The sequence below is a fragment of the Sediminicola luteus genome (assembly GCF_002514735.1).
Lineage (GTDB): Bacteria > Bacteroidota > Bacteroidia > Flavobacteriales > Flavobacteriaceae > HQA918.
Map to the genome: position 1 here is coordinate 125,309 of NZ_NBWU01000005.1, position 24,556 is coordinate 149,864.

General features: G+C 42.9%; 24 protein-coding genes. 19 read left to right on the top strand and 5 right to left on the bottom strand.

Translation table 11 applies throughout. The features are described 5' to 3' along the window. The first annotated feature begins 1 nt into the window (after position 1). The 16 genes from B7P33_RS15800 (at position 2) to tsaB (ending at position 14,753) form a co-directional block, all read left to right on the top strand. Positions 2 to 586, top strand: coding sequence for a cytochrome c oxidase subunit 3 (locus B7P33_RS15800; protein WP_097443199.1), 585 nt, complete (start codon positions 2 to 4; stop codon positions 584 to 586). Positions 587 to 732: 146 nt separating this feature from the next. Continuing rightward, positions 733 to 1,707 (top strand): cytochrome c oxidase subunit 3, encoded by a 975-nt coding sequence (locus B7P33_RS15805; protein ID WP_097443200.1) that lies wholly within the window; start codon positions 733 to 735, stop codon positions 1,705 to 1,707. A 27-nt stretch (positions 1,708 to 1,734) separates the two neighbouring features. Further along, positions 1,735 to 2,118, top strand: coding sequence for a cytochrome C oxidase subunit IV family protein (locus B7P33_RS15810; RefSeq protein WP_097443201.1), 384 nt, complete (start codon positions 1,735 to 1,737; stop codon positions 2,116 to 2,118). Positions 2,119 to 2,324: 206 nt separating this feature from the next. Beyond that, positions 2,325 to 2,951: a hypothetical protein gene (locus B7P33_RS15815; RefSeq protein ID WP_097443202.1), complete on the top strand. Its 627-nt coding sequence runs from the start codon at positions 2,325 to 2,327 to the stop codon at positions 2,949 to 2,951. 1 nt (position 2,952) lies between these two features. Then, positions 2,953 to 3,684 carry an SCO family protein gene (locus B7P33_RS15820; protein ID WP_097443203.1) on the top strand — a complete coding sequence of 244 codons (732 nt, stop codon included), beginning with the start codon at positions 2,953 to 2,955 and terminating at the stop codon, positions 3,682 to 3,684. Continuing rightward, positions 3,681 to 4,208, top strand: a complete 528-nt coding sequence (locus B7P33_RS15825) for a DUF420 domain-containing protein (RefSeq protein WP_097443204.1) — start codon at positions 3,681 to 3,683, stop codon at positions 4,206 to 4,208. Before B7P33_RS15820 ends, B7P33_RS15825 begins: the two co-directional genes overlap by 4 nt. Continuing rightward, a complete protein-coding gene (locus tag B7P33_RS19290; protein ID WP_141402500.1) occupies positions 4,201 to 4,419 on the top strand; it encodes a hypothetical protein in 219 nt (72 codons plus the stop codon). Before B7P33_RS15825 ends, B7P33_RS19290 begins: the two co-directional genes overlap by 8 nt. A gap of 153 nt (positions 4,420 to 4,572) precedes the next feature. After that, positions 4,573 to 5,820, top strand: a complete 1,248-nt coding sequence (locus B7P33_RS15830; protein ID WP_097443545.1) for an ABC transporter permease — start codon at positions 4,573 to 4,575, stop codon at positions 5,818 to 5,820. Continuing rightward, positions 5,821 to 7,062, top strand: a complete 1,242-nt coding sequence (locus B7P33_RS15835; RefSeq protein WP_097443205.1) for an ABC transporter permease — start codon at positions 5,821 to 5,823, stop codon at positions 7,060 to 7,062. Positions 7,063 to 7,135: 73 nt separating this feature from the next. Next, positions 7,136 to 8,242, top strand: a complete 1,107-nt coding sequence (locus B7P33_RS15840; protein ID WP_097443206.1) for an efflux RND transporter periplasmic adaptor subunit — start codon at positions 7,136 to 7,138, stop codon at positions 8,240 to 8,242. Positions 8,243 to 8,344: 102 nt separating this feature from the next. Next, on the top strand, positions 8,345 to 9,046 hold the full coding sequence (locus B7P33_RS15845) for an ABC transporter ATP-binding protein (RefSeq protein ID WP_097443546.1): 702 nt from the start codon (positions 8,345 to 8,347) through the stop codon (positions 9,044 to 9,046). After that, complete coding sequence (locus tag B7P33_RS15850; RefSeq protein WP_097443207.1) at positions 9,039 to 10,268, top strand: ABC transporter permease; 1,230 nt, start codon at positions 9,039 to 9,041, stop codon at positions 10,266 to 10,268. Before B7P33_RS15845 ends, B7P33_RS15850 begins: the two co-directional genes overlap by 8 nt. A 2-nt stretch (positions 10,269 to 10,270) precedes the next feature. Further along, positions 10,271 to 11,527 (top strand): ABC transporter permease, encoded by a 1,257-nt coding sequence (locus tag B7P33_RS15855; RefSeq protein WP_097443208.1) that lies wholly within the window; start codon positions 10,271 to 10,273, stop codon positions 11,525 to 11,527. Positions 11,528 to 11,568: 41 nt separating this feature from the next. Next, positions 11,569 to 12,687 (top strand): efflux RND transporter periplasmic adaptor subunit, encoded by a 1,119-nt coding sequence (locus B7P33_RS15860; RefSeq protein ID WP_097443209.1) that lies wholly within the window; start codon positions 11,569 to 11,571, stop codon positions 12,685 to 12,687. A 1-nt stretch (position 12,688) separates the two neighbouring features. Next, entirely contained in the window at positions 12,689 to 14,044 is a 1,356-nt protein-coding gene (locus tag B7P33_RS15865; RefSeq protein WP_097443210.1) for a TolC family protein, read from the top strand. Between the two features lie 19 nt (positions 14,045 to 14,063). Then, positions 14,064 to 14,753, top strand: coding sequence for a tRNA (adenosine(37)-N6)-threonylcarbamoyltransferase complex dimerization subunit type 1 TsaB (gene tsaB / locus B7P33_RS15870; RefSeq protein WP_097443211.1), 690 nt, complete (start codon positions 14,064 to 14,066; stop codon positions 14,751 to 14,753). Between the two features lie 41 nt (positions 14,754 to 14,794). Here tsaB and B7P33_RS15875 read toward each other — a convergent pair whose 3' ends face one another. From B7P33_RS15875 to B7P33_RS15890, 4 genes are all read right to left on the bottom strand, one after another. Beyond that, positions 14,795 to 15,622: a mechanosensitive ion channel family protein gene (locus tag B7P33_RS15875; protein WP_097443212.1), complete on the bottom strand. Its 828-nt coding sequence runs from the start codon at positions 15,620 to 15,622 to the stop codon at positions 14,795 to 14,797. A 71-nt stretch (positions 15,623 to 15,693) separates the two neighbouring features. Continuing rightward, positions 15,694 to 17,724: a thioredoxin domain-containing protein gene (locus B7P33_RS15880; protein WP_097443213.1), complete on the bottom strand. Its 2,031-nt coding sequence runs from the start codon at positions 17,722 to 17,724 to the stop codon at positions 15,694 to 15,696. Positions 17,725 to 17,842: 118 nt separating this feature from the next. Beyond that, a complete protein-coding gene (locus B7P33_RS15885; RefSeq protein WP_097443214.1) occupies positions 17,843 to 18,043 on the bottom strand; it encodes a dodecin family protein in 201 nt (66 codons plus the stop codon). Between the two features lie 107 nt (positions 18,044 to 18,150). After that, positions 18,151 to 19,047 carry a NifU family protein gene (locus tag B7P33_RS15890; RefSeq protein ID WP_097443215.1) on the bottom strand — a complete coding sequence of 299 codons (897 nt, stop codon included), beginning with the start codon at positions 19,045 to 19,047 and terminating at the stop codon, positions 18,151 to 18,153. A gap of 169 nt (positions 19,048 to 19,216) precedes the next feature. On the opposite strand from B7P33_RS15890, the gene B7P33_RS15895 reads away from it, so the two are divergent. Next, on the top strand, positions 19,217 to 20,221 hold the full coding sequence (locus B7P33_RS15895; RefSeq protein WP_097443216.1) for a PorP/SprF family type IX secretion system membrane protein: 1,005 nt from the start codon (positions 19,217 to 19,219) through the stop codon (positions 20,219 to 20,221). A gap of 55 nt (positions 20,222 to 20,276) precedes the next feature. On the opposite strand, the gene B7P33_RS15900 is transcribed toward B7P33_RS15895, so the two are convergent. Beyond that, positions 20,277 to 21,431, bottom strand: a complete 1,155-nt coding sequence (locus B7P33_RS15900) for a vWA domain-containing protein (protein ID WP_097443217.1) — start codon at positions 21,429 to 21,431, stop codon at positions 20,277 to 20,279. Between the two features lie 209 nt (positions 21,432 to 21,640). On the opposite strand from B7P33_RS15900, the gene B7P33_RS15905 reads away from it, so the two are divergent. Together B7P33_RS15905 and B7P33_RS15910 are read left to right on the top strand one after the other, a co-directional pair. Then, entirely contained in the window at positions 21,641 to 23,821 is a 2,181-nt protein-coding gene (locus tag B7P33_RS15905) for a histidine kinase (RefSeq protein WP_097443218.1), read from the top strand. After that, positions 23,812 to 24,543, top strand: a complete 732-nt coding sequence (locus tag B7P33_RS15910) for a LytR/AlgR family response regulator transcription factor (protein ID WP_097443219.1) — start codon at positions 23,812 to 23,814, stop codon at positions 24,541 to 24,543. Before B7P33_RS15905 ends, B7P33_RS15910 begins: the two co-directional genes overlap by 10 nt. Positions 24,544 to 24,556: the final 13 nt, after the last annotated feature.

The following is a 24,556-nucleotide window of genomic DNA, read 5'->3' on the forward strand; positions in this document are numbered from 1 at the left end:
TATGGATCTTACCCAAGCGAGTTATAAAGAAAAGAATGCCCGAGCGAAAAAAATGATGCTTTGGTTTGCCATCATAAGCCTTTCCATGGGTTTTGCGGGTTGGACATCGGCCTATATCGTAAGTAGTAGCCGTGAAGATTGGTTGAAGGATTTTGAGCTGCCTTCCGCCTTTTTTATAAGTACGGTACTGATCATTATCAGTAGTCTTACCTATGTGTGGGCCAAAAATGCCCTAAAAAAAGGAATGTCGCAACAAGTAAGCCTGGCCTTGGCCATTACCTTATTATTAGGGTTGGCGTTTATAATTATGCAGTTTCAAGGTTTCGGACAATTGATCGGCCAAGGGTTTTATTTTACGGGCGAGACCAGTAATATTACCATGTCGTATATCTATTTGATAGCTGCCGTACATATATTGCACGTGGTGGCCGGACTCATCAGTCTTTTGGTGGTTTTGGTGCAGCAACTACGTGGCAAATACAGTCCCGACAATATGTTGGGCTTTGAATTAGGGGCCACTTTTTGGCACTTTTTAGGGGTGTTGTGGTTGTACCTGATTCTGTTTTTCCATTTCTATAGGCCCTAGCGGACACTAAAGTAAATCGGAAAACGTTTTTGTTGTCGTTTAAATAGGCTCCTTAATTAAAAATGATATAAATCATCTAAGGGGTTTTCTAACGTTGGAAAAAGTGTAAATTTGTGAAAATTTTAATAATAGGATAATTAAATTGTATGGATACTACGGTTACTACGGGTGCTGAAGGAAGTGTTTGGGGCGGCGGTAATAAGCCTTTGAACGCAAGCTATGGCAAAATGATGATGTGGTTCTTCATCGTTTCCGATGCGCTTACCTTCTCCGGGTTTATTGCAGCTTATGGCTTCTCTAGATTTAAGTTTATTGAAACCTGGCCGATCGCCGATGAGGTGTTCACCCACGTACCTTTCTTTCATGGCAATTACCCCATGTACTATGTGGCCTTTATGACCTTTGTTTTGATCATGTCTTCGGTTACTATGGTATTGGCGGTAGATGCCGGTCATAAACTTCAAAAAACCAAGGTAACTTGGTATATGTTCGCTACCATTATCGGCGGACTTATATTCGTTGGGTCGCAAGCTTGGGAATGGGCTACCTTTATCAAAGGTGATTTTGGTGCTGTTGAGACCAAGGGCGGCCAGATCCTACAATTCGTAAAAGCCGATACCGGCGAGCGTGCCGCTTTGTCCGATTTTGCCAAAGACCTTCATGAAGATAGGGTGCAGCACGAACGTAAAAACGGACTTTGGTTTACCAGTGAAGGAGCTGGTGAGGCTTTTTCCGTAAATGAGGTGGTTGAAGGTTTTAAAGCCAATCCTAATATTTTGGTGCGTACCGAAATGTTGACCGAAGAAGGGGAAAAGACCTTATTGACCCGTCAGCAATCCCTAAAAGAATTGGAGAACGCCAAATATGTAATCAAAGGGGCCAACTTGATTCGTAACGAATACGGAACCCGTTTGTTCGCCGACTTCTTCTTCTTTATTACCGGTTTCCACGGTTTCCACGTATTCTCTGGGGTGGTAATCAATATCATCATCTTTTTTAATGTGATTTTGGGCACTTATGAGCGCAGAAAGCAGTATGAAATGGTGGAGAAAGTGGGACTTTACTGGCACTTTGTAGATTTGGTTTGGGTATTCGTATTTACCTTCTTCTACTTGGTTTAATTCAATAATAGATTTTAAGAGCTGAACATGGCACACGAACATAAATTAGAGATATTTAGAGGACTGGTAAAGTTTAAGTCCAACATCCAAAAGATTTGGGGTGTATTGATTTTCCTAACCATCGTTACCGCTGTTGAGGTAGCCTTGGGTATCATTAAACCCGATTTCTTGGTGCATACCCGTATCCTTGGAATGAAATTATTGAACTGGATCTTTATCATTCTTACTATCGTTAAGGCCTACTATATCGCATGGGACTTTATGCACGTACGTGACGAAAAGCCCGGTCTTAGAAAATCGGTAGTTTGGGTACCCGTATTTTTGATTGCGTATTTGGTATTCATCTTATTGATCGAAGGGGATTATATCTACGAAGTCTACAAAGACGGATTCGTAAAATGGAACTTCTAACCGATTCACGGTTATAAAATAATAAAGGCGGTAGTGATACCGTCTTTTTTTTGTTTAAGGGGCAAACACATAATGCCCTCACCCCCAATTCCCTCTCCCAGAGGTAGAGGGGGCTACAGCCAAAAAGCCTTAATTTTTGGTTTAGTACCTATTCAAGTTTTTAGATATCTAAGGATGCCTTATTTTTGTACCCATTTTGTTCGTTTATGAATTTCAAAAAAGCCTTTGTTCTTTTCGTACTCTTTGTGCTGCCATTGGTGGCCTATCTTTTCTTTGCTTCTGGGATCCATAATTTTGGAAAGCTTCCCGTCTTGACCGAGCAGGTGCAAGAATTGGGACAAGGGGAGGTGCGCTTGCAAGATAAGATTACGGTTTTGGGTTTTTTGGGGGCTCAGGTTGATCAAACCAAAGGCATCGTATTCAACTTAAACCAAAAGATTTATAAACCTTTTCACGAGTTTTCCGATTTTCAATTTGTAATGGTGGTGCCCCAAGGTCAGGAAGCGGCCGTGGAAAGCCTTAAAAAAGAAATGGGTCAATTAGGGGATATCGATAAATGGTATTTCGTGTTTTTATCCGAGGAAGAAATTGGGGAAACGTTTCAGAGCCTGGGATCCAATATTAGCTTGGATGCCCATTGGGGAAGCCCCTATGTATTTTTGGTAGATAAGGACAGAAACCTACGTGGACGTACCGACGATGAAGATGAAGGCGTAAAGTATGGTTTTGATGCCCGCTCAGTGGCCGAGATCAATAACAAAATGGAAGACGACGTAAAGATTTTGTTGGCCGAGTACCGTATGGCCTTAAAAAAGAATAATGTAGCGCGTTAGTATGGCAGCAAAAAAGAACTATACCTATGTGTGGGTCTCCTTGATCATTCTGGTTTTCGGTATTCTGACCGTACCCCGGCTGGTAGAACGTTTTACCGGTGGCGATATAATAGAGAACGATCGTATGAGTGCCGAAAACGATCCCAATCGGTTGGCCTATGTGGTACTGAACGGAGAAAGGGCCAAAGCGCCTGGTTTTGCTTTAATGAACCAAGACAGCCTTTTGGTAACCGAGGCCGATTTTGGCGGAAAAGTGTATGTAGCCGAGTTTTTCTTCACTACTTGTCCTACCATTTGTCCGGTGATGACCAAAAATCTGGTCAGCCTACAAAATACCTTTAAAGATTCGCCCGATTTTGGGATTGCCTCCTTTAGTATCAACCCACGTTACGATACCCCTGGGGTGCTCAAGGCCTATGCCGAAAAATATGGCATCGATAAATTGGAGTGGCATTTGCTCACTGGGGAACAAGACGCGATCCATAAATTGGCCAATGAGGGCTATTCTATTTTTGCTACCCAAATGGATGAGGCTCCGGGCGGTTTTGAACATTCCGGATTATTCGCCTTGGTAGATAAGGAAGGTTTTATCAGAAGTCGTAAAGACCAGTTTGGAAACCCCATTGTGTATTACCGTGGGGCCATTTTGGAGGGTAAAGGGAAGAACCGTGAAGGTGAAACCGAACAGATAGGCATTTTACGGGAAGATATTAAAAAGTTATTGGAAGAATGAGTGTACAGGCAGATGAGAAGAGGATAAAACGATTGATTACCATCGTTTCAATAGTAATACCAGTAGCTGTAGCGGCCTTGTTCGGTATTAAAATACCCGATGTAGAGCCTTTACGTTTTCTGCCCCCCATTTACGCTACCATCAACGGATTGACTGCGGTATTGCTCGTTTTTGCGGTATGGGCGATAAAGAATAAAAATAGAAAACTACATAATCGTTTAATCAATGTGTGTATAGGGCTTTCCTTGGGCTTTTTGCTTATGTATATCGCCTATCACATGACCTCCGATTCTACCGTGTTTGGTGGTGAAGGTTGGATCAAGCCCGTATATTACTTTATTTTGATCAGCCATATCGTGTTGTCCATTCTAGTAATCCCCATGGTGTTGCGCACTTATGCTGCTGCTTATTTGGGCGATTGGAAAAAACATCGGAAAATGTCGAAATGGACTTTTCCTGTTTGGCTGTATGTGGCTGTTACCGGTGTGGTGGTTTATCTAATGATTTCCCCTTATTATGTCTAAGCGAATTCTAAAATCTGTTACAGTTGCCGTATTGTTGTTCCTGCCTACAATAATGCAGGCCCAATGTGCCATGTGTAGGGCCGTTTTGCAAAGTGAGGAAAACAATGCCGTGGCCGAAGGCATTAATAACGGTATCGTATATCTAATGGCCTTACCCTATGTTTTGGTAGCTGGGGTGTTTTACTTCGTTTATAAAAAATTGAAATCCTAGGTTATTTGCTGATATTTTACCAAATAGCAATGCCATTCTGCCCAATACTTTCTTTTTAACTTAATTTTTTCATTTTTAACGTAACATTTTCGTCGCTTTGTTGTCTATTAATTGAATTCAAGCAATCAATCAAAAAACAAAGCCAACCCAATTATGTTCGATCTCGATAGGTGGAAGGAAATCTTCGACGCCATCCTTAAGAACAAATTACGGACTTTCCTAACCGGGCTTTCCGTAGCCTCCGGTATTTTTATCCTAGTCATCCTATTAGGGTTCGGGCAAGGTATGCACAATGGTATCGCCAAAGAATTCTCTAACGATTCGGCCAACCGTATCTTCGTCTGGACCTGGCGTACCACCAAAGAGCACAAAGGGCTTAACCCGGGCAGGCGTATTGTGATGAACAATGAAAACGCCGCCTATATCGAAAAGGCCTTTGGAGAGTATTTAGATGCCAAAAGTCCGCTTCTTCGGGTACAGACCACCAGTATAACCTACGGAAAAGAGACTTTGGGTTATCGGGTACAAGGCGTGGGCCCGGATTATCAGCCTATTGAAAATGAATTTATGAGCGAAGGCCGTTTTTTGAGTGAAAAAGATATGGCCGAACGCGCCAAAGTGGCCGTGCTCAGTAATAAAATGAAACGGGAAGTCTTTAAAAAAGACGATGAGCCCTTGGGCAAGTTTATCAAGATTTCAGGCGTGCCTTTCAAGATCATCGGTTTCTATGGTGATCCGGGTGGGGATCAAGAAGAACAACGGATCTATATTCCGTTCACTACGGCCCAAATCGTGTTCAATGGTTCCGATACCGTGAATAATTTGGCCTATAACCTAAAACCCCAAGCTACTTTCGACGAGACCGTAAAGGCGAGTATGGAGTTCTCCGAGAACCTAAAGACCTATTTGAAACAAGTACATATGGTGGCTCCGGAAGATGAAGGTGCCATAAGGGTATTCAATACCTTGGAGCAGGCCAAACGCTTCCATAACCTGACCGGTGGTATAAAACTGTTCTTTTGGTTCGTTGGCATCTGTACCATTGTGGCCGGGGTAGTTGGTGTAAGCAATATTATGCTGATCGTTGTCAAAGAACGTACTAAGGAAATTGGGGTCCGAAAAGCTTTGGGGGCCAAACCTTGGTCTATTGTGGCCATGATCGTACAGGAAGCGGTCTTTGTAACGGCCGTATCCGGTTTTGGCGGACTTATTTTCAGTATGGGTCTTTTGGAATTGGTAGGGCCTAATATTGAGGTGGATTATATCCTGAACCCATCCGTGAATTTCCAAGTGGCGATAACCACGGTATTCTTATTGATTGGGGCAGGGGTTTTGGCCGGTTTTTTCCCGGCTTGGCGTGCTGCACGCATGAGTACCATTGATGCATTAAGAGACGAATAGATGTTTAATAGAGATCGTTGGATAGAGATTCTGGAGGTGCTCACCTCAAATATGTTCCGAACCATATTAACGGCCTTCGGGGTGTTTTGGGGTATTTTGATATTGATGATCCTATTGGCAGCCGGCAAGGGTCTGGAAAATGGTATCCGGTCCGATTTTGGCGATATTGCCACCAATACCATGTTCATGTGGACCCAGACCACCACCAAACCTTATAAAGGGTTGCCCCAAGGAAGACGCTTCAATTTTAAGATTTCAGATATAGGTGCCATAAAGCAGAATATTCCCAATATGCGCTTCGTATCGCCTCGGAATGGGTTAGGGGCTACCGTAATCCGAGGGTTAAATACCGAATCGGCCCAAGTATTCGGCGATTATCCTGAAATTATACAACAAGACCCCATTTCCATATTGGAGGGTAGATTTATCAACCATAGCGATATTAACGATAAACGTAAAGTAGCGGTAATTGGTGAGGGTCTCCAAAAGAGCCTATACAATGCCAAGGAATCGCCCATTGGCACCTATATAAAGGTACAAGGGGTCAATTTTTTGGTGATCGGGGTGTATAACAAAAAAGAAAACGGCGGAAGCGATAACGAACAAAAAGATATATACGTACCCTTTACTTCCTTTTCACAGGCCTTTAACCGAGCCGATAATGTGGGATGGATGGCCTTGACCGCAGTAGATGGGGCCTCGATTTCACAGTTGAAGGAAGATATCATTGCCTTGGTAAAGGAGAATCGAAAGATCCATCCAGATGATATGCGGGCCATAGGTCATTTCGATCTCTATGAACAGTACCGCAGGGTAGAATCTTTATTCGGGGCCATGAGTTTTATCGCCTATTTTGTGGGTATCTTAGTGTTGCTTAGTGGTATTATCGGGGTGAGTAACATTATGCTCATCGTGGTAAAAGAGCGTACCAAGGAAATCGGTATCCGTAGGGCTTTGGGCGAGAGTCCTTGGTCCATTAAACTACAGGTATTGTTAGAATCGATTACCCTGACCCTGATTTCGGGTATTGCCGGCATTGTTATGGGTACCTTGTTCATCTATGCGGTAAACTATGTGCTCGATATGAACGGACCCGTAGACATGTTCATGAATCCCTCGGTAAGCCTGGGTGTGGTACTTGGAGCCTTGGGCATTTTGATCGGTGCAGGAATCTTGGCAGGTTTTATCCCGGCCAACGGCGCCATAAAAGTAAAGCCCGTAGATGCGCTACGTGCCGAATAAATATGTAAATAATAAATCAATCAAATATATAGGTCATTGAAATTGATCTTGGAATTTCCATAAATCCTAACACATGAAAAAGACAGTCGTATTAAGTATAATCGTACTCTTGGTCGCCAGTTTTTCCTTTGCGTTGTACTATCTATATCAGAAAAATGCCGAGGATCCCGTGGTTTATGAAACCGAAAAACCCGAAACCCGTACGGTAACCCGAAAAACTGTGGCTACCGGTAGTATTTTACCTTTGGAAGAGGTGTTGATAAAACCGAACATTTCCGGGGTTATCGAAGAGGTATTCGTAGAAGGTGGCGATTTTGTAAAATCGGGAGATCTTTTGGCCCGAATCAAAGTAGTGCCGAACCTGAATGCCCTGAACGATGCTAAAATGTCCATTGACGATGCCAAGATCAATATGATGGATAAAAAGAGGGATTTAGACCGTCAAAAAACTTTGTTCGACAAGGGAGTAGTCTCCAAAGTAGATCTGGAAAGGGCCCAAGTGGCCTTTGATCAGGCCAAGCAAGCCTTAAATGCAGCCAACAAACGCTTTGATATTGTTAAGACAGGTACCACAAAGGGTTACGGAAATGCTGCGAATACCATGATTCGGGCCACCGTGAGCGGTATGGTGCTCGATGTGCCTGTAGAAAAGGGTAACCAGGTTATTGAGAGTAATAACTTTAACGAAGGTACCACCATTGCTGCCATTGCCGATGTAAATAAAATGATCTTTGAAGGCAAGGTAGACGAGTCGGAAGTGGGTAAGATCCGCGAAGGATTGAACTTAGAGATTGCCGTGGGTGCCTTGGAGAACAATGTGTTCGATGCCACTTTAGATTATATCGCCCCTAAAGGTGTTGAGGAAAATGGCGCCATTCAGTTCGAGATTAAAGGTACGCTCACCAAGCAAGATACGGTGTTCATTAGAGCTGGCTTAAGTGCGAATGCCTCGATTATTCTCGAAAAGGCCGAAGATGCCCTTAGTATAAAAGAAGCTTTGGTGCAGTACGACGATGAGACCCAAGATCCGTATGTAGAGGTGAAAACCGGGGAACAACAGTTCGAACGTCGCGATATTGAATTGGGTGTTAGCGATGGTATTTATGTGGCCATCGATTCGGGCTTGGCCGCAGAAGACGAGATAAAAGTCTGGAACCAAATCAAGGCCCCAACCGAATAGAAATCTTAAAATAATCAAAAAATTGTGCGGGGATCGTAACGTTTTAGGTCCTGTATAGTCCTATACGTGTCAACTCGCAACTCAACAAAAAACGAGCCAACCATGATACAGATTAAAGATCTTCACAAATCCTATAAAATGGGGAGTAACTCCCTTCATGTACTTAAAGGAATCGATTTTAATGTAGAAGATGGCGAACTGGTGGCCATTATGGGATCTTCGGGTTCCGGTAAATCTACCCTTTTGAATATTTTGGGCATGCTCGATAATGCCGATACCGGTGACTATATTTTAGATGGGGTGCCGATCAAAAACCTGAACGAGACCAAAGCGGCCCAATACCGTAATAAATTCCTTGGGTTTATATTCCAGTCTTTTAACCTGATCAATTATAAAACAGCGGCCGAGAACGTAGCCTTGCCTTTGTATTACCAAAAGGTGGGTCGTAAAGAACGCCAGGAAAAAGCCTTGAAGTATTTAGAGCAAGTTGGCTTGAAAGAGTGGGCTACGCATTTGCCCAGTGAGCTTTCTGGTGGACAAAAACAAAGGGTGGCCATTGCCCGTGCCATGGCGGCCGAGCCTAAAGTACTTTTGGCCGATGAGCCTACCGGGGCCTTGGATAGTAAAACATCCTATGAAGTAATGGATCTGATCCAAAAAATCAACGATGCCGGTAATACTATTTTGGTGGTGACCCACGAACCCGACATTGCCGATATGTGTAAGCGTATTGTGCATTTGCGCGATGGGGTAATCGTTGAAGATAAAAAGGTAGAACAGGTAAGGGCCCAACAGTATGTTTGATCGCGACGTTTGGCAAGAGATTTTCCACAGCATCAAAAATAACAAGCTGCGTACCTTCCTAACTGGTTTTTCGGTAGGTTGGGGTATCTTTATTTTGGTGATGTTGTTGGCCTCCGTTAATGGAATGCAGAACGGTTTTACCGGGCAATTCAATGACGATGCCACCAACTCTATTTTTATCCGTACGGGGAGTACTGTTAAAGCCTATGGTGGGTTTGAGGCCGGTAGACGTATCCGGTTTAAAAACGACGATATAGAATATATCCAAAAGAGTTTTCCGGACGATTACGTAGAGATCAGTGGGCGATTCTATCGTTCGATTTCGGCCCGTTATAAGGCAGAGACCGGTACTTACACGGTAACGGCAGTCCACCCGGATCATCAGGTTATAGAAAAAACCATCGTTACCAAAGGCCGCTATATCAATGAAAACGATATCAGGGCTAAGGCCAAAGTGGCCGTAATCGGTAGAAAAGTGGCCGAGGATCTTTTCGATAAGGAAGACCCGATTGGGCAGTTTGCCGAGTTCAATGGTTTGCCCTTTAGGGTAATCGGGGTGTTTACCGATGAGGGCGACGATAATGCCGAACGTGGTATTTATGCACCCATAACCACCTATCAAAGAATTTATGGAAATACGGATCAGGTAGATGTGATTACCCTGACCTATAACCCGGATTATAAGCTTCAGGAAGCTATCGCTTTTTCGGACCGTATAGAGACTTTGTTGAAACGTAAACATCGAATCTCGCCAGAAGATCAGGCTGGTATCCGTGTCTGGAACTATGCCGAAGCCTTTGACGATATCAGCAATTTTACCTCAGTACTTTCAGCCATTAGTATAGGTGTGGGGCTACTTATTTTAATAGCCGGTATCGTAGGTATCGGAAATATTATGGTGTTCATCATTAAAGAACGTACCAAGGAAATTGGTGTGCGAAAAGCTTTGGGTGCTGCTCCTGGCCAAATCGTAAAATTGGTGCTTTTTGAGTCGGTATTCATCACGGCTTTGTCCGGATTTATCGGTCTTTTGTTTGCCACGGCCATTTTGGCCTTGGTAGGGCCCAATATACAATCTGATGCTTTTGCCAACCCATCGGTACGCATGTCTACCGTAATTACCGCCACCATAATTCTGGTTGTGGCCGGGGTCTTGGCCGGATTGATACCTGCCATGAAGGCTGCGAATGTTAAACCTATTGTTGCACTAAGGGATAAATAGTTATGTGGATATTTGATCGCGATTTATGGCTTGAGATTTTCAATACCCTGGGCAAGAATATGTTCCGAACCTTCTTGACCATGCTAGGAGTAATCTTCGCTATGATCATTCTTATGTTGCTCTTGGGTTCGGCCAATGGTATGAGCAATGGGTTCAATAGGATTTTTGCCGGTACGGCCTCCAATAGTCTTTTTGTATGGAGCCAACGAACTTCTGAACCGTATAAAGGATTTGAAAGGGGAAGGCGCATCCGTTTTAGAATAGATGATGCCAATATATTAAAGAAAAACATCCCGGAAATCGATGTGTTGGCGCCACGAATAGAATTGGGTAGCCATAGGGGTGTGGTAACCGTGTACCGAAATGGTAGAACCAGTGGTTCTTCTGTATATGGTGATTTTCCCGAAATAGATAATATTACCAAAAAGAAATTGGTTAAAGGCCGGTTCTTGAATAACAATGATATCGAAGGCTCTAAAAAGGTATGTGTTATCGGTGAGGAGACCTTTAAACTATTATTCGATAAAAGTGAGGACGCCATTGGGCAAGAGATTAGGGTTAACGGGGTATTCTTTACCGTAGTAGGTATTTATAAACCCAATAACAATATCAATATTGATGGTGAGAATGCCATTTTCGTTCCCTTCACTACCTTTCAAAAAGCCTTTGGTTCGGGTGATCGTATGGGTTGGATGGCAATATCGGTCAATGAAGATACCAAGGTGGCCATCGTAGAGGACAAGATCAAAAAATTATTGAAGAACAAATACGATATCGCTCCTAATGACGAAAGGGCTATTGGAAGTTTCGATATGTCGGAAATCTTTAACAATATCAGTTCCTTTACCACTGTGTTACAAGGTTTCTCCTTCTTTGTAGGCATTTTTACCTTGTTAGCCGGGGTAATCGCCATTAGTAACATTCTATTGATTACGGTAAAAGAACGTACCAAAGAAATTGGGGTACGAAGGGCCTTGGGGGCCACCCCAAAGATCGTGCGTAGGCAAATCGTAATGGAAGCTATCGTTTTAACCGGATTTGCCGGCCTTATAGGATTTGCGATTTCTGTGGGGATGCTAACCCTACTCGATAAGATGTTTGGCCAGGGCAACGATTTCCCATTTAAAAATCCTATGGTAGATATCCCACAGTTTACCATCGCCTTTTTACTAATGGTGGGGCTTAGTGTTCTTATTGGGTTAATACCTGCCAATAGGGCGGTTAAGGTAAGACCCATTGAAGCGCTTCGAGAAGAATAGAAAAACCAAAAAAGAATTAAATAACAGTCAAATTACGAATAATGAACAAGTATGTTAAATACGGATTGATCGGACTTGTATGTATAGGCATCTTGGGGGCCACGGTCATTTTCCTGAAAAAGAACAGCGAGCCGTTAAAGTTGTACGAGACGGCCGAATTGGAGAAACAGGATATCGTAAACAAGGTAATCGTGACCGGTAAGGTCATTCCCGAGGACGAGATCAATATAAAACCGCAGATTCCGGGTATTATCGATGAGATTTTCTTGGAAGAAGGTGAAGAGGTTAAAGAAGGTGATCTAATTGCCACGATTAAGGTTGTCCCTAACGAACAGTCTTTGGCCAGTGCCCGAGGTAGGGTAAAAACCGCTGAGGTAAACCTATCCAATGCCAAGATCGAATACGACCGTAACAAGGCCATTTTTGATAAAGGGGTAATCTCTAGCCAAGATTTCAACCAGATCAAATTGACCTATGATCGTGCCGTGTTAGAGTTGGAGAATGCCCGTAACGACTATCAGATTATTCGTGTAGGTTCTACCGGAGGTTCGGCTGCTGCCAATACCAATATCCGTTCTACCGTTGCCGGGACCATTTTGGAAATCCCGGTAAAAGAAGGAGATCAGGTTATTGAAAGTAACAGCTTTAACGAAGGTACCACTATCGCTACCATTGCCGATATGCAAAAACTGATTTTTGAGGGCGAGGTAGATGAAGCCGAGGTAGGTAAGCTAAAATTGGGCATGCCTTTACAGATTAGTATGGGGGCTCTTGAAAAGTCTGAGTTCGGAGCCAAATTAAAATTCATTGCCCCTAAAGGTATTGAAGAAGAAGGAGCCGTTCAGTTTAAGATCGAAGGTGACCTTGTGTTAAACGATAGTACCTATGTACGTGCCGGTTATAGTGCCAACGCCTCTATTGTATTAGATGAAAAGAAAGACGTATTGGCCATTAAAGAAGCTTTGTTACAATTCGATAAGGAAACCGAAAAACCCTACGTAGAAGTAGAGACTGGGGAAAACGAATTCGAAAAACGCGAATTGGAACTTGGGGTAAGTGATGGCATCAATGTCGAGGTTTTATCTGGGATTACAGAAGATGATAAAATCAAAATTTGGAACGAATTAGAAAAGAGTGATAACGAAAATTCAGACGACTAAGATGAACCTAAAAACTATTGTAGCAGGTGTGTTCATTCTAGTTGGACTTAGCCTGCAGGCCCAGACCAAAAGATGGACCTTGGAAGAATGTATCGCCTATGCCGAAGAACATAATATATCTTTGGCACAAAGCGAGTTAGATCTTGAAAATGCTAAAATTGATAAATCAGACGCACTAGGTGGGCTATTACCATCACTAAATGGCTCTATGGGAGGTACCTTTAGCTCCGGTCTTTCCCAGAACCCGGTAACCGGTATCAATACACGGGTAACCAATTTTTCGGCCAATGGAGGATTAAGCTCTGGCGTAAATCTTTTTGACGGTTTGCGTAATTATAAGCGATTGGATCGTGCCAAGTTAAACGCATTGGCCGCCGAATACCGTCTCGAGGATATGAAGGACGATATCCGTTTGGCCGTGGCCAATGCCTATTTGCGTATTTTGATGAATAAGGAGGCCTTAAAGGTTGCTAAAGCCCAATTGGCCGTTACCGAAAAAGATATAGAGCGCACCAAAGAATTGGTTGAATCCGGTGTAGTGCCACGCGGAGATCAATTGGAATTGGAAGCCACTGCCGCCAATCAGTTACAGCAAGTGGTCAGTTCAGAGAATGAGGTGGTAATTGCCAAACTTTCCCTGGCCCAGTTATTACAACTGGAAGATTATAATGAGTTTGCGGTTGTCGACGAGCAATTCGAAGTACCACCATCCGATATCCTTAATAATTCGGCCAAAGATATTTTTAACAAGGCCATGGAGGTGCGTAACGATATTAAATTATCGGCGGCAAGCGTTGATTTGGCCGTAAAAGATGTAGAAATTGCCAAAGGGGCCTATTATCCTACATTAAGGGGCTTTGTAAATTACAATACGAACTACTTTAACAACAACAGATACTTTAATCCGGATGGCTCCCTTGGGGATAAAATACCGTTTAAAGAGCAATTGTGGATGAATGATGGTATCGCTTATGGTGCCAGTTTGAACATCCCGATTTTTAATGGTTGGTCGGCAAAGAACGGCGTAAAACGTTCTAGGATCAGCTTGGATAAGGCCCGTTTACAATTAGAACAAGATAAATTGGATTTGGAAGCCACCGTAAATCGAGCGTACACTGATACCAAAGGTAGTTTTAAAACCTATGAAGCTGCCGAAAAGACCTTGGAGGCACGTCGTTTGTCTCATCAATATGCCCAAGAGCGGTTTAATGTGGGGCTCATGAACGCTTTTGAGTATAGCCAAGCCCAGGCCCGTGTAGATGATGCAGCCGCTTCGGTTATCCGATCCAAGTTCGATTATATCTTTAAATTAAAAGTATTAGAATTCTATTTCGGACTTCCGATTACTTTAGAGTAGACGTATATTTGTGGCCATTATGGCTACGATATTACATATAGAGTCGGCAACGACCAATTGTTCGGTCAGTGTGGCCAAGAACGGAAAGCTCTTGGTGCTGAAAGAGGATAATGGAATCAACTATTCCCATGCCGAACAATTACATATTTTTATCAGGGAAGCCTTGCAAGAGGCTTCCCTTTCTTTTTCTGAATTGGACGCCATTGCGGTATCAAAGGGGCCTGGTTCCTATACGGGCCTGCGTATAGGTGTCTCTGCGGCCAAAGGATTGTGTTTTGCACTCGATTTACCACTGATTTCCGTGCCCACCTTGCAATCTATGGCCTTACAAAGCCCAAGCGATACCATAGATTTTATTATTCCCTTGTTAGATGCCCGGCGTATGGAGGTATATTCGGCCGTGTATGATGCCCAGGGAGTCGAATTGCGGGAAACCAAGGCTGAAATTATCGAAAAAGGTATCTTTGGGGCTTGGACATCGAAGGGAAAGACCATGCTGTTAGGCAATGGGGCTGTTAAATGTAAAGAAGTATTGTCGCATCCGAATTTGTCGTTTGCACCTTATATTTTCCCTTCTGCCCGGGAAATGGCATCATTGGCTTTTGCAAAATTCCAGCAAAACGATTTTGAGGATGTGGCCTACTTTGAACCCTACTATCTCAAAGATTTTATGGTGACTACAAAAAGAAACCCTCCTAAGGACGATTAGAAGGGTTTGCGGGTTATAGTTAAATCTTGGATTATCTTGAACTAGGCTTCAGCTGGCTGTTGTAATACCATATGAGGGAAAGGGATCTCGATTCCGGCCTCGTCGTATTTGTATTTTAGGGTTTCCAAAACATGGAAATGAGCAGCCCAGAAATCTTCATTTTTCGCCCAAAAACGTAGACTAAGGTTTACCGAACTATCTGCCAAGGCATCGACATATACCTCAGGCGCCGGATCTTCTAAAATTTGGGGGAACTCATTACAGATTTGAAGCAAGATTTCTTTAGCTTTCTTTATATCGGAACCATAGGAGATACCGACTGTGATTTTATCGCGACGCGTGCTTTCAACGTTGTAATTCACGATATTGTTGTTGGCCAATTGTCCGTTGGGCAAAATGGCCAATTGGTTACCAAAAGTGTTGATTTTGGTAGATAATACACTTATATCCTTAACCGTACCTTCAATACCCTGGGCAGAAATATAATCGCCCACTCGGAAAGGTTTAAAAAGCAGGATTAGCACTCCGCCTGCAAAGTTTGACAACGATCCCTGAAGGGCCAGTCCGACCGCCAAACCGGCCGCGCCCACGACGGCTACCAGTGACGACGATTTAACCCCCAATTGGGTAACTACAAGCACGAATACCAATAGTTTACAACCCATACTGATAAAACTCAACAAAAAGCTCTCTAAGGTAGGGTCGTAATCTTTTTTGACGAACAATCGTCTTATCATGCGGGTTACCATTTTAGTCAGCCAAAGGCCCACCACCAAAATGATTATTGCGGTGATTAAATCGGGTAAAAATGCCATAAGCCATTCCATGGCCGTGTCCATAAAAGTTTCAATATTGGCTATGCTTTCCATATGTTAGGTTTTTATGCGGCAAAAGAAAGAAAAAAGAGACGTATTACCAATGTTTTGACACTAAGATTAGGTTACCGTATATATTCCAGAACCTCTTTGGGGTCTTTTTCGGGTTTGGCGCAACTGCCATGTGTACAGTGGTATATGTAGGTTTCACCTGGCTTGAAACGATTTTCGAATAAGCTAAAATTGTTTTGCATAGTTGAAGCGGCCAATACTATTTGGGGTAAGTAAGCACTGGAAAATTCGGAAGCCATGGTTAGCGCCTGTTCCCCACTGATGACGATTTCATGGTAAGGGTGAGATTCTAGTAGCACTAATTTCCACCAATATGGATAGCCTGAAATCTGACTGGAAAACCGTTGTTGGGCCGTTTGTAATTGTTTTTGGTAAATCTCACCATACCCAGCATTGGGGTAATGATGATGTAGGATTTTTAATCCATGAGCCATAACCGCATTCGATGAAGGGATCACATTGTCTTCCAGTTCGAATTGCCCTGGAATGATGTCGTTTTCCACTTGGTTGTAGTAAAATAGTCCGGTATTAGTATCGAGGAAGCGGTCGATGGTTTGGTCTGCCATTTTTTTAGCTTTTTCTAAAAACCTGGTATCAAAGCAAACTTCATACAGGGCCAGATAGGCCTGAATCAACCAGGCGTAATCTTCTAAATATGCCGGGATTTTTGCGTTACCTTCCATATAGGTTCGTAACAATTGCCCTTCGGGGTCAAGTAAATGGTCTTCTATAAAAGCAAGTGTGTTTTGGGCTTGGAATTGATACTGGGGCATTTCTAAATAACGGGAGGCATCGCATAGTCCGATTACCATCATGGCATTCCAAGAGGTCAGGGCCTTCTGGTCTAGGAATGGTTTTGGTCTTTTATCACGAATTTCCTTTAGTTTAGCAAGACAGCTGCGTATTTTGGATTCAAGGGCTTCGGAGTTCAAACCGTATTTTTCTGCAATCTCTAAAGTATTGGTGTCCAGAATCAACACATAGTTTCCGGCTTCCCAATGCCCGTATGCATTGATGTTATAATAGTCGGCGAATAAGGAAAAGTATTCTTTCAGAATGGTTTGTAATTCTTCTTTTGTCCAAACATAATAGGCCCCTTCCTCTTGTTTTCCTTCCTTATTCATACTATCGGCATCTAAAGCCGAATAATACAAGGGGGTATCCCCCTTAAACTCAGAGTCGAGAAAATCCAATGTTTCTTCAACTACTTTTTTGTACAACGGATTTTTACTTGCCGCAAAAGCCTTGGCATAGAGACTTACCAATTGGGCGTTATCGTATAACATTTTTTCAAAATGGGGAATATGCCACTTTATGTCCACGGAATAGCGTGAGAATCCACCACCTACATGATCGTAGATTCCACCGAGGGCCATACGCTCTAAGGTGGTATGCACATATTCCAGTACGGTTTTGTTTTTCTTAACCGTACCTAGGTGAAGTAGGAAATCGAGATTTACGGGCATCATAAATTTAGGGGCCCTTTTGAATCCGCCCAAATAGGTGTCCCAAGAAGCGCGCCATTGGGTTAGCAATGCTTCTACATCCGATGCACTGGGAAGATGGGTTTCTTTTTCCGGCAAGGGAATCAGATGTAATTGTTTTAGGCCAGCAGCTAACTTTTGGGCATAGGCCTCAACTTTGGGCCTGTCATTTTTATAGAGTTTGCCCAGTTGTTCAAGTACTTGTAGCCATTGGGTTTTGTTTACGTAAGTGGCTCCCCAAAAAGCACGGCCATCGGGTAAGGCGATAATGTTCAAAGGCCAACCCCCTTGTCCGCTCATAAGTTGTAGGGCCTCCATATATTGTCGGTCAACATCGGGTCGTTCTTCACGATCCACTTTTATATTCACGAAGTAGTGGTTCATGAGTTCGGCCACTTCCATATCGGCAAAGCACTCGTGCTCCATAACATGGCACCAATGGCAGCTAGAGTAACCAATGCTGATCAACAAAGGTTTGTCGGATCTGCGCGCCATGGCCAAGGTTTTTTCGGACCAGGGTTTCCAATCTACCGGGTTATGGGCATGCTGTTTTAAATAAGGGCTACTTTCGTAAAAGAGTTCGTTTGTGAATTCGGACATGTTACAAAAATACGAAACAAAAAAGGCGCCTACAGAGACGCCTTTGATCAAGGTTTCTTGATAGTTTTGGTAGGGGCTTACTGAAATTTGTGTTGCCCTTATTGCCCCTACCAATGCATTATTTTACCTCGAAAGTGATTTTTACGTTCACCCGAAAATCGGAAACCGTACCATCGGTTACGGCACAACTTTGATCTTGTACATAAACCGAACGGATGTTCTTAACGGATTTGGCAGCTTGTTTTACTGCTTTCTTGGTGGCATCTTCCCAACTTTTGTTGGAGTTGGCCATTACTTCAATAACTTTTAAAATTGCCATAATGGTTATAGTTTTTCATAAACCCGGAATTAGGTGCCGGGCCGTTTAATGTAAACGAAATTATAGCCGATTATTGTGCAAAAAGTAAGAAAAAGACTATACTGTTTTTAGCCATTGATGGCCACTACCTCACCAATGGTATCGCCCATCATTTCTTTGAGCATACTTTCGATACCGTTTTTTAAAGTGAAGGTAGAACTTGGACAACCGCTACAAGCACCTTGCAGTACCACTTGTACCTGCTTGGTCTGTTTGTCGTAGGATTCAAAACGGATGTTACCACCATCACTCGCCACCGCAGGCTTAACATACTCATCTAAAATAGACACGATTCTTTGCGATATGGGGTCTAGGTCTTTGGCTTGTTCCTTGACCGGAATACCTACTACTTCATGAGCCTCTTGGGCTGCTTGATCCACTACCGGTAGGCCCTGTACCAAATACTCCCGGATCATTTCGCGAAGTTCTAGGGTTACCTCGTTCCAATCGGCTACTTCATATTTAGAGATAGAGACATAGTTTTCATCTAAAAACACCTCTTTTACGAAAGGAAAGTTGAACAATTTGGCTGCAAGGGGGGCATTTTTGGCCTCGTCTATATTCTTGAATTCGTAGGGCTGGGATACCAATAATGTATTGGCCACGAATTTCATTACGGCCGGGTTGGGGGTGCTTTCGGCATAGACCGTTACGGCTTTTGGTTTTTGCTCTTTTTCCAATACCACTGGGGCTCCAGAGTTTAAGTAGTCTACCAACTGTTGGGCCACCTCGTCTTTAACATCGGGCCATTCTACGATATTGAATTTCTCCAAGGCTATAAAATTCCCCGATACATAAACGGTTTTTATAAAAGGTAGATAGAACAATTGTTGGGGCAAAGGGGCATCCTTGGCGTCGTCAATGTTCTTGAATTCATAGTTACCCTTAACCAAGAATTGATTGCTTTCGAACTTTAATATAGACGGATTACTGGTTTCCGAAACGGTAATGATATGCTCTTCCATAGTATACTAATTTCTGCATTGTCTCATTCTTAGGTAATGGACAATAATTGGGTATTTTGGCAAAAATACGAACAATACGTCCGAAAATATCTAATACTAAAGCGTTAATTTGTACGTTAGCATACTAGTTCTAATGCCCAGAACTGAACACTTAGCCTAAAGAAGGAAAATGAAAAAAACACTGCTATTGACTTTTTTTCTGACTAGCTTTTGCTTTTCAGTTAAGGCCCAAGAGGGCATACCTGTATATTTCGACTATTTATCGGACAACTATTATTTAGTGTATCCTTCCATGGCGGGCATTAGTCCGGGTGGAAAAATTCGCGGTACGTATAGAAAACAATGGTTCGATGTAGAAGATGCGCCTAACCTACAAACACTAAGCGCCCATATGCGGGTTGGCGAAAAAAACGGACTTGGTCTTATCCTCTTTAATGATGCCAATGGCTACCACTCTCAAGGTGGGGTGAAATTGACCTATGCCTATCATTTAAAATTGGGTGGCGACATTAGATCGTTGAACCAATTGTCTTTTGGACTAAGCGGGGTGTTTTTACAGAATAAATTGGACGAAAGCCAGTTTAGATCGGTAACCCCCGATCCTTTATTGACCGGCGGAAGCGTTTCGGCCGCTTATTATAATGTCGATTTTGGTATGTCGTATAATATCATGGAATTCTATGCCCATGCTGCCGTTTTGAACGTTTTGGGTAGGCGTAGTGAAATTTATGAGTTGGAAGATCAATTTATCGATAACGCCCGTAGATATTTGGTTTCTATTGGTTATGTTTTTGGTAGGAGTGAATGGAAAATAGAACCGTCGCTTTTATACCAAGTTACGGATTTTACCCAGGAGAAAAGTATAGATATCAATGCCAAGGTGTATCGTGATCTCGATTTCGGAACCCTATGGGGTGGGGTTTCCTATAGACGTAGTTTCGATGGGGCCCAATACCAAACCAATGGGTCGTTCGGCGAGCAGCGTTTACAGCTGTTTACACCTATTGTGGGGGTGAACTTCAATAACTTTATGGTCTCCTATAACTATTCGTACCAAACCGGAGATATTCGTCTAGACGATGGTGGTTTTCATCAGATTACCATTGGGTACGACTTTGGTCAGGAAGGCAGGGGAAGTCGCTATGATTGTTATTGCCCAGCCACGAATTATTAAAAGGATGACCTCCTAAGAAATCATCCTTTAGTTGTCTTAAACTGTCTTAGATAGGTTATTCCCAATGATAATCTTTTTCGGCCGCTTTGGTCTTAATAGCCTTAAGTAAGGCATTTTCCAATTCACCTTTAGCTCCCTCTTTTTGGTTCCTGATTAAATAGGTATCGCGTTTGGCGTTAAGTGCCTGGATCTCTTTCTGTATTTTTTGTCTTTCGGCCTTTTGTTGGGCAATGTAACGATTCAATTCTGCCGTACTTTTATCCTGAAGATTTTTGGGTAAATCAGACTTTTTGACTTCGGCAATATTAAAATTGGCATCGTCAGAGGCATCTACCAGATCCCAAGTACTGTTTTTATATAATCTAGAACTTTTGCTTACACTTCGTTTTACGGCAACCGCTGCTTCCATCTCCATGGCGTTAGTGTCTTGCAAGGCCTGCTGTTTGGCTTTGGCCGCCCCAAGGCTTCCGTAGGAAATATAGGTTTTGTTCAACTTTTTGTTCAAAATAATGATCTGGTCGTCGTAAGGAGTGGGTATATGAACCACTTCCTTATTGTGATCTATGGCCATGTACTCACCGCCTGAAAGGGTGGCACCGTCTTTCCAGTGGGTAAAAACACCTTGTTGAAAATCACCACAGAAAATGGTATTAACCACCACATCTTTTTCCTTGGCTTGAAGCACGGCATCTTTATAATCTAATTTACCTTGTGAGAAAGGTTCGTTTCCGGCGATAAATATCATTTTAAGGTCATTGCGGTTTTTACCCCAATCCAGCTGCTTTAATGAACGATCTATTACCGTACCACAGTACTCTTCGCCGCCATCGGTGCGCAGGGCAAATAGCTTTTCAGAGATCTCATCCAAATCATTGCTAAAGGGCATTACTTGTTGTATATACCCTTCACGGGCCGATAATCTGTCGTTTCCGTATTGGTACAAGGCAATCTCTAGATCGGGCCTATTCCCATTACCGCATTTCGCATAGGAAAAAGAATTCACGATATCCCAAAGTTGGGTCTTGGCCTGATTGATCAATCCATCCATACTATTACTAGTGTCTAGCAGTAGGGCAATTTTAACGGTTTGTTTTTTGTCCAGATTTTCATGGCTTTCAGGAGTTGAACATTTGTCCGATTTTTTATCGTTGGCCTGAATGCCTAGGATTCCGAAACAGCTAAAAGCGAGTATTAAGAGTGACTTTTTCATAAGAATGTGTTTTTGAATTATGATGCTAAACTAGCTGGCCTATGCTTGAAGAAAAACCTCCAATGCGTAAACTGGTCTTTTGAATGCGTAAACGGGTCGTTTCAATATGTAGTTACCGTATTTTAGGCGTAAAATGGAGTGGAAACACGGAATCGTCATTTTTTCGAACCATATAAAACCACTAAGTTTATCAAGTATTTTAGCTAATAATGATGCTTAAAACCTGTATTTCATTGGTTCTCTTTCTGAACTTCTTCTTTGGGGTGGCCCAAGAAGTTCAACACATTTCCGGTAGGGTAACAGATGCCTCTGGGAAAACCTTGGAGCAGGTTTTGGTGGTGGGGCCGTTTGAAACGGTGTTTACCAATGCCAATGGAGCATACGATATCCTTGGTTTTCCTGGGGAGGAAATACGTTTCATTAAATCGGGAAGGCAAAGCCGTAATTTAACGGTAAAAGCAAAAGGCCAGACCGTTGGGGATATGGTTATAAGTCCATCTAGAGCGAGACTAAACGAAGCCAAGAAAAGCAAGGTTGCCCGGCCTGATTATTCCGGGTATTTTGATGAAGCCCAATATATCTATCGACAGCAGGCCGGGGATGCCATTGACCAGATTACCCAGGCCCTTTCACTTATGGGTAGTCGCGGATCGAAAAATGAGCGAGCCCGGGCCTATGTGCTTCTGGGTGATGTTTATGCGTTTCATAATCAATTTGAATTGGCTCAAACCAATTATAAGGAAGCCTTATCCTTGGGTAGAGATAACTACTCTATTATAAAATTAGCCCAAATACAGTTGGAATTAAATCGCTTGGGAGAGGCACGTAAAACGCTTTTGGCGATGGGTGATAAAGGTCTGAACCCGTATCACCAAATAAAAAAAGAGCAAGGATTGGCACAAATAGCCTTTGGACTGGGCGATTTTGACCGTGCCAAAAAGGCCTATGAAAGTGCTAGGTCACAAGCGGTGGAAAGTGGTTTCCCAAGCTTGGTTCTCGATATAGACTCACAATTGGCCGAATTGTTCGAGGCCCAAAATAATTTTGGTAAGGCCCAGGCCAGTTTTAACAATGTGTTGGAGGTGTCACGGGCCCAACCTAGTAAACGTGGGGTGCTCGAAAAAGAAAAGGCAGCCGATTTTTATAGCCGTAACCAATTGTACGACCAAGAGATAAAATTGCGCCAAGAAAGTTTAGAAGATCTTATGGATTTAGAACCGGATGAGGTTGAGGCGGCTAATACCCCTTCGCCAGATACCCTGACCGGTCAGCGTATAAACTTCAAGATCGCCAATGCATATATTGCCCAAGATAAACCAGAAGAGGCTGTAGGGTTTTTAGAAGAAAGTATAAAAACCGCCGATGCTGCCGATGATCTCGAAACCCAGAAAGATGCGGTTAAAGCCTTATCCGAAGTATATCGCGAAACTGGGGATTACGATAAGGCCTTGGTGGCTTATCAGCAATATGTTTCGGTAATGGATACCTTGTATGCCCGTAAGGAAGCCGAGATTGAACAAGCAGCACGATTCAATCGTGAGATTGCCACCAAACAAGGAAGAATTACGGGATTAGAACAAGAACAGGCCTTGGTTAAAAGCCAATACGATCTCTCGACCACCCGCGAACAATTGGCTATGGAGACCAATAAAAGACAGCTTTGGTTGATCTATGCACTTTTGTTGGGCACCCTTATTATGGCAGTCGCATTACTTTTGGTCTATCGCGCGAACCTTAAACAGAAGCAAGCTAATAGGGTATTGGCCTTAAAGTCGCTGCGTTCACAAATGAATCCGCATTTTATTTTTAATGCCTTGAATTCGGTAAATACCTTTATCGCTCAAAACGATGAAAGGGCAGCAAATCGCTATCTAACCGGTTTCTCCACTTTAATGCGTTCGGTTTTAGAGAATTCCGATAAAGATTTTGTTCCCTTGGCGAAGGAATTGGAAACTTTAAAAACCTACGTATTACTGGAGCATCAACGCTTTAAGGATAAATTTGATTATCAATTTGAGATTGCCGAAGGTTTGGCTGTCGGGGCCTATGCCGTACCAACCATGCTTATACAGCCCTATATTGAAAATGCGGTTTGGCATGGGTTACGCTATAAAGAGGATTTCGGACACTTAAATATCGATTTTTCGGAAGTGTCGGATCACTTAATGGTGTCGATAACTGACGATGGCATAGGTCGTGAGAGATCCAAGGCTTTAAAAACCAAACATCAAAAGAAACAAGCCTCTAAAGGCATGGGAAATATCGCAGACCGTGTGGTAATTCTCAATAAAATGTATGGAAATAGAGTCTCGGTGCGTATTGAAGACCTGAACCCAGACGGAAGTGGCACCCGTGTCGAGTTAAAAATCAAAAAAGGAAAATGGGATTAAAGGCCATATTGATTGAAGATGAGGTCTCCGGTAGGGAGATATTACGAAACTATATCGCAAAATACTGTCCGGAGATAACGCTGTTGGGTGAGGCGGCCAATATTACCGAAGGGGCTGAATTGGTGAGAAAGCATCAGCCTGAATTGGTGTTTTTAGATGTGGAGATGCCTTATGGCAATGCCTTCGATTTTTTAGAACTTTTCCCTAATCGCGATTTTGAAACCATTTTTGTTACGGCCTATGATCAATATGCCAAGGAGGCCTTAAACCAACATGCCGCCTATTATTTGATGAAACCGATCTCCATAGACGAACTTATCAAGGGTGTGGCCTATGTTATCGATGTAAAGGAAAAAGAGAAAAAACTGTTGGAAGGTACTGGGGTGCCAACCACGATCAAGGCGACCGGAAAGTTAAGGGTGCCCCAGCAACAGGGGTTCAAACTCTTGGAAACAAGTACGATTCTATATGCAGAAGCCGATGATAACTATACCCATTTACACTTAAAAGAAGGGAAAGTGTTGGCCAGTAAAACCTTAAAATACTTTGAGGAGGCGTTGAAAGGAGGGGCTTTCGTGCGTGTGCACAAATCGTATTTGGTCAATATCAATGAAATAACGGAATACGTAAAAGGAAAAGGAGGGCATATTATTCTTTCCAGTGGCAAACAATTACAGGTGTCTGCCGGGCGCAAAGGAGAGTTACTTTCCTATTTTCAATAAAATATACAAGAGA

Bases quoted from the DNA above. Each gene is read 5' to 3' on its own strand.
- B7P33_RS15800 (WP_097443199.1), top strand. From the start codon at position 2: ATGGATCTTACCCAAGCGAGTTATAAAGAAAAGAATGCCCGAGCGAAA.
- B7P33_RS15805 (WP_097443200.1), top strand. From the start codon at position 733: ATGGATACTACGGTTACTACGGGTGCTGAAGGAAGTGTTTGGGGCGGC.
- B7P33_RS15810 (WP_097443201.1), top strand. From the start codon at position 1,735: ATGGCACACGAACATAAATTAGAGATATTTAGAGGACTGGTAAAGTTT.
- B7P33_RS15815 (WP_097443202.1), top strand. From the start codon at position 2,325: ATGAATTTCAAAAAAGCCTTTGTTCTTTTCGTACTCTTTGTGCTGCCA.
- B7P33_RS15820 (WP_097443203.1), top strand. From the start codon at position 2,953: ATGGCAGCAAAAAAGAACTATACCTATGTGTGGGTCTCCTTGATCATT.
- B7P33_RS15825 (WP_097443204.1), top strand. From the start codon at position 3,681: ATGAGTGTACAGGCAGATGAGAAGAGGATAAAACGATTGATTACCATC.
- B7P33_RS19290 (WP_141402500.1), top strand. From the start codon at position 4,201: ATGTCTAAGCGAATTCTAAAATCTGTTACAGTTGCCGTATTGTTGTTC.
- B7P33_RS15830 (WP_097443545.1), top strand. From the start codon at position 4,573: ATGTTCGATCTCGATAGGTGGAAGGAAATCTTCGACGCCATCCTTAAG.
- B7P33_RS15835 (WP_097443205.1), top strand. From the start codon at position 5,821: ATGTTTAATAGAGATCGTTGGATAGAGATTCTGGAGGTGCTCACCTCA.
- B7P33_RS15840 (WP_097443206.1), top strand. From the start codon at position 7,136: ATGAAAAAGACAGTCGTATTAAGTATAATCGTACTCTTGGTCGCCAGT.
- B7P33_RS15845 (WP_097443546.1), top strand. From the start codon at position 8,345: ATGATACAGATTAAAGATCTTCACAAATCCTATAAAATGGGGAGTAAC.
- B7P33_RS15850 (WP_097443207.1), top strand. From the start codon at position 9,039: ATGTTTGATCGCGACGTTTGGCAAGAGATTTTCCACAGCATCAAAAAT.
- B7P33_RS15855 (WP_097443208.1), top strand. From the start codon at position 10,271: ATGTGGATATTTGATCGCGATTTATGGCTTGAGATTTTCAATACCCTG.
- B7P33_RS15860 (WP_097443209.1), top strand. From the start codon at position 11,569: ATGAACAAGTATGTTAAATACGGATTGATCGGACTTGTATGTATAGGC.
- B7P33_RS15865 (WP_097443210.1), top strand. From the start codon at position 12,689: ATGAACCTAAAAACTATTGTAGCAGGTGTGTTCATTCTAGTTGGACTT.
- tsaB (WP_097443211.1), top strand. From the start codon at position 14,064: ATGGCTACGATATTACATATAGAGTCGGCAACGACCAATTGTTCGGTC.
- B7P33_RS15875 (WP_097443212.1), bottom strand. From the start codon at position 15,622: ATGGAAAGCATAGCCAATATTGAAACTTTTATGGACACGGCCATGGAA.
- B7P33_RS15880 (WP_097443213.1), bottom strand. From the start codon at position 17,724: ATGTCCGAATTCACAAACGAACTCTTTTACGAAAGTAGCCCTTATTTA.
- B7P33_RS15885 (WP_097443214.1), bottom strand. From the start codon at position 18,043: ATGGCAATTTTAAAAGTTATTGAAGTAATGGCCAACTCCAACAAAAGT.
- B7P33_RS15890 (WP_097443215.1), bottom strand. From the start codon at position 19,047: ATGGAAGAGCATATCATTACCGTTTCGGAAACCAGTAATCCGTCTATA.
- B7P33_RS15895 (WP_097443216.1), top strand. From the start codon at position 19,217: ATGAAAAAAACACTGCTATTGACTTTTTTTCTGACTAGCTTTTGCTTT.
- B7P33_RS15900 (WP_097443217.1), bottom strand. From the start codon at position 21,431: ATGAAAAAGTCACTCTTAATACTCGCTTTTAGCTGTTTCGGAATCCTA.
- B7P33_RS15905 (WP_097443218.1), top strand. From the start codon at position 21,641: ATGATGCTTAAAACCTGTATTTCATTGGTTCTCTTTCTGAACTTCTTC.
- B7P33_RS15910 (WP_097443219.1), top strand. From the start codon at position 23,812: ATGGGATTAAAGGCCATATTGATTGAAGATGAGGTCTCCGGTAGGGAG.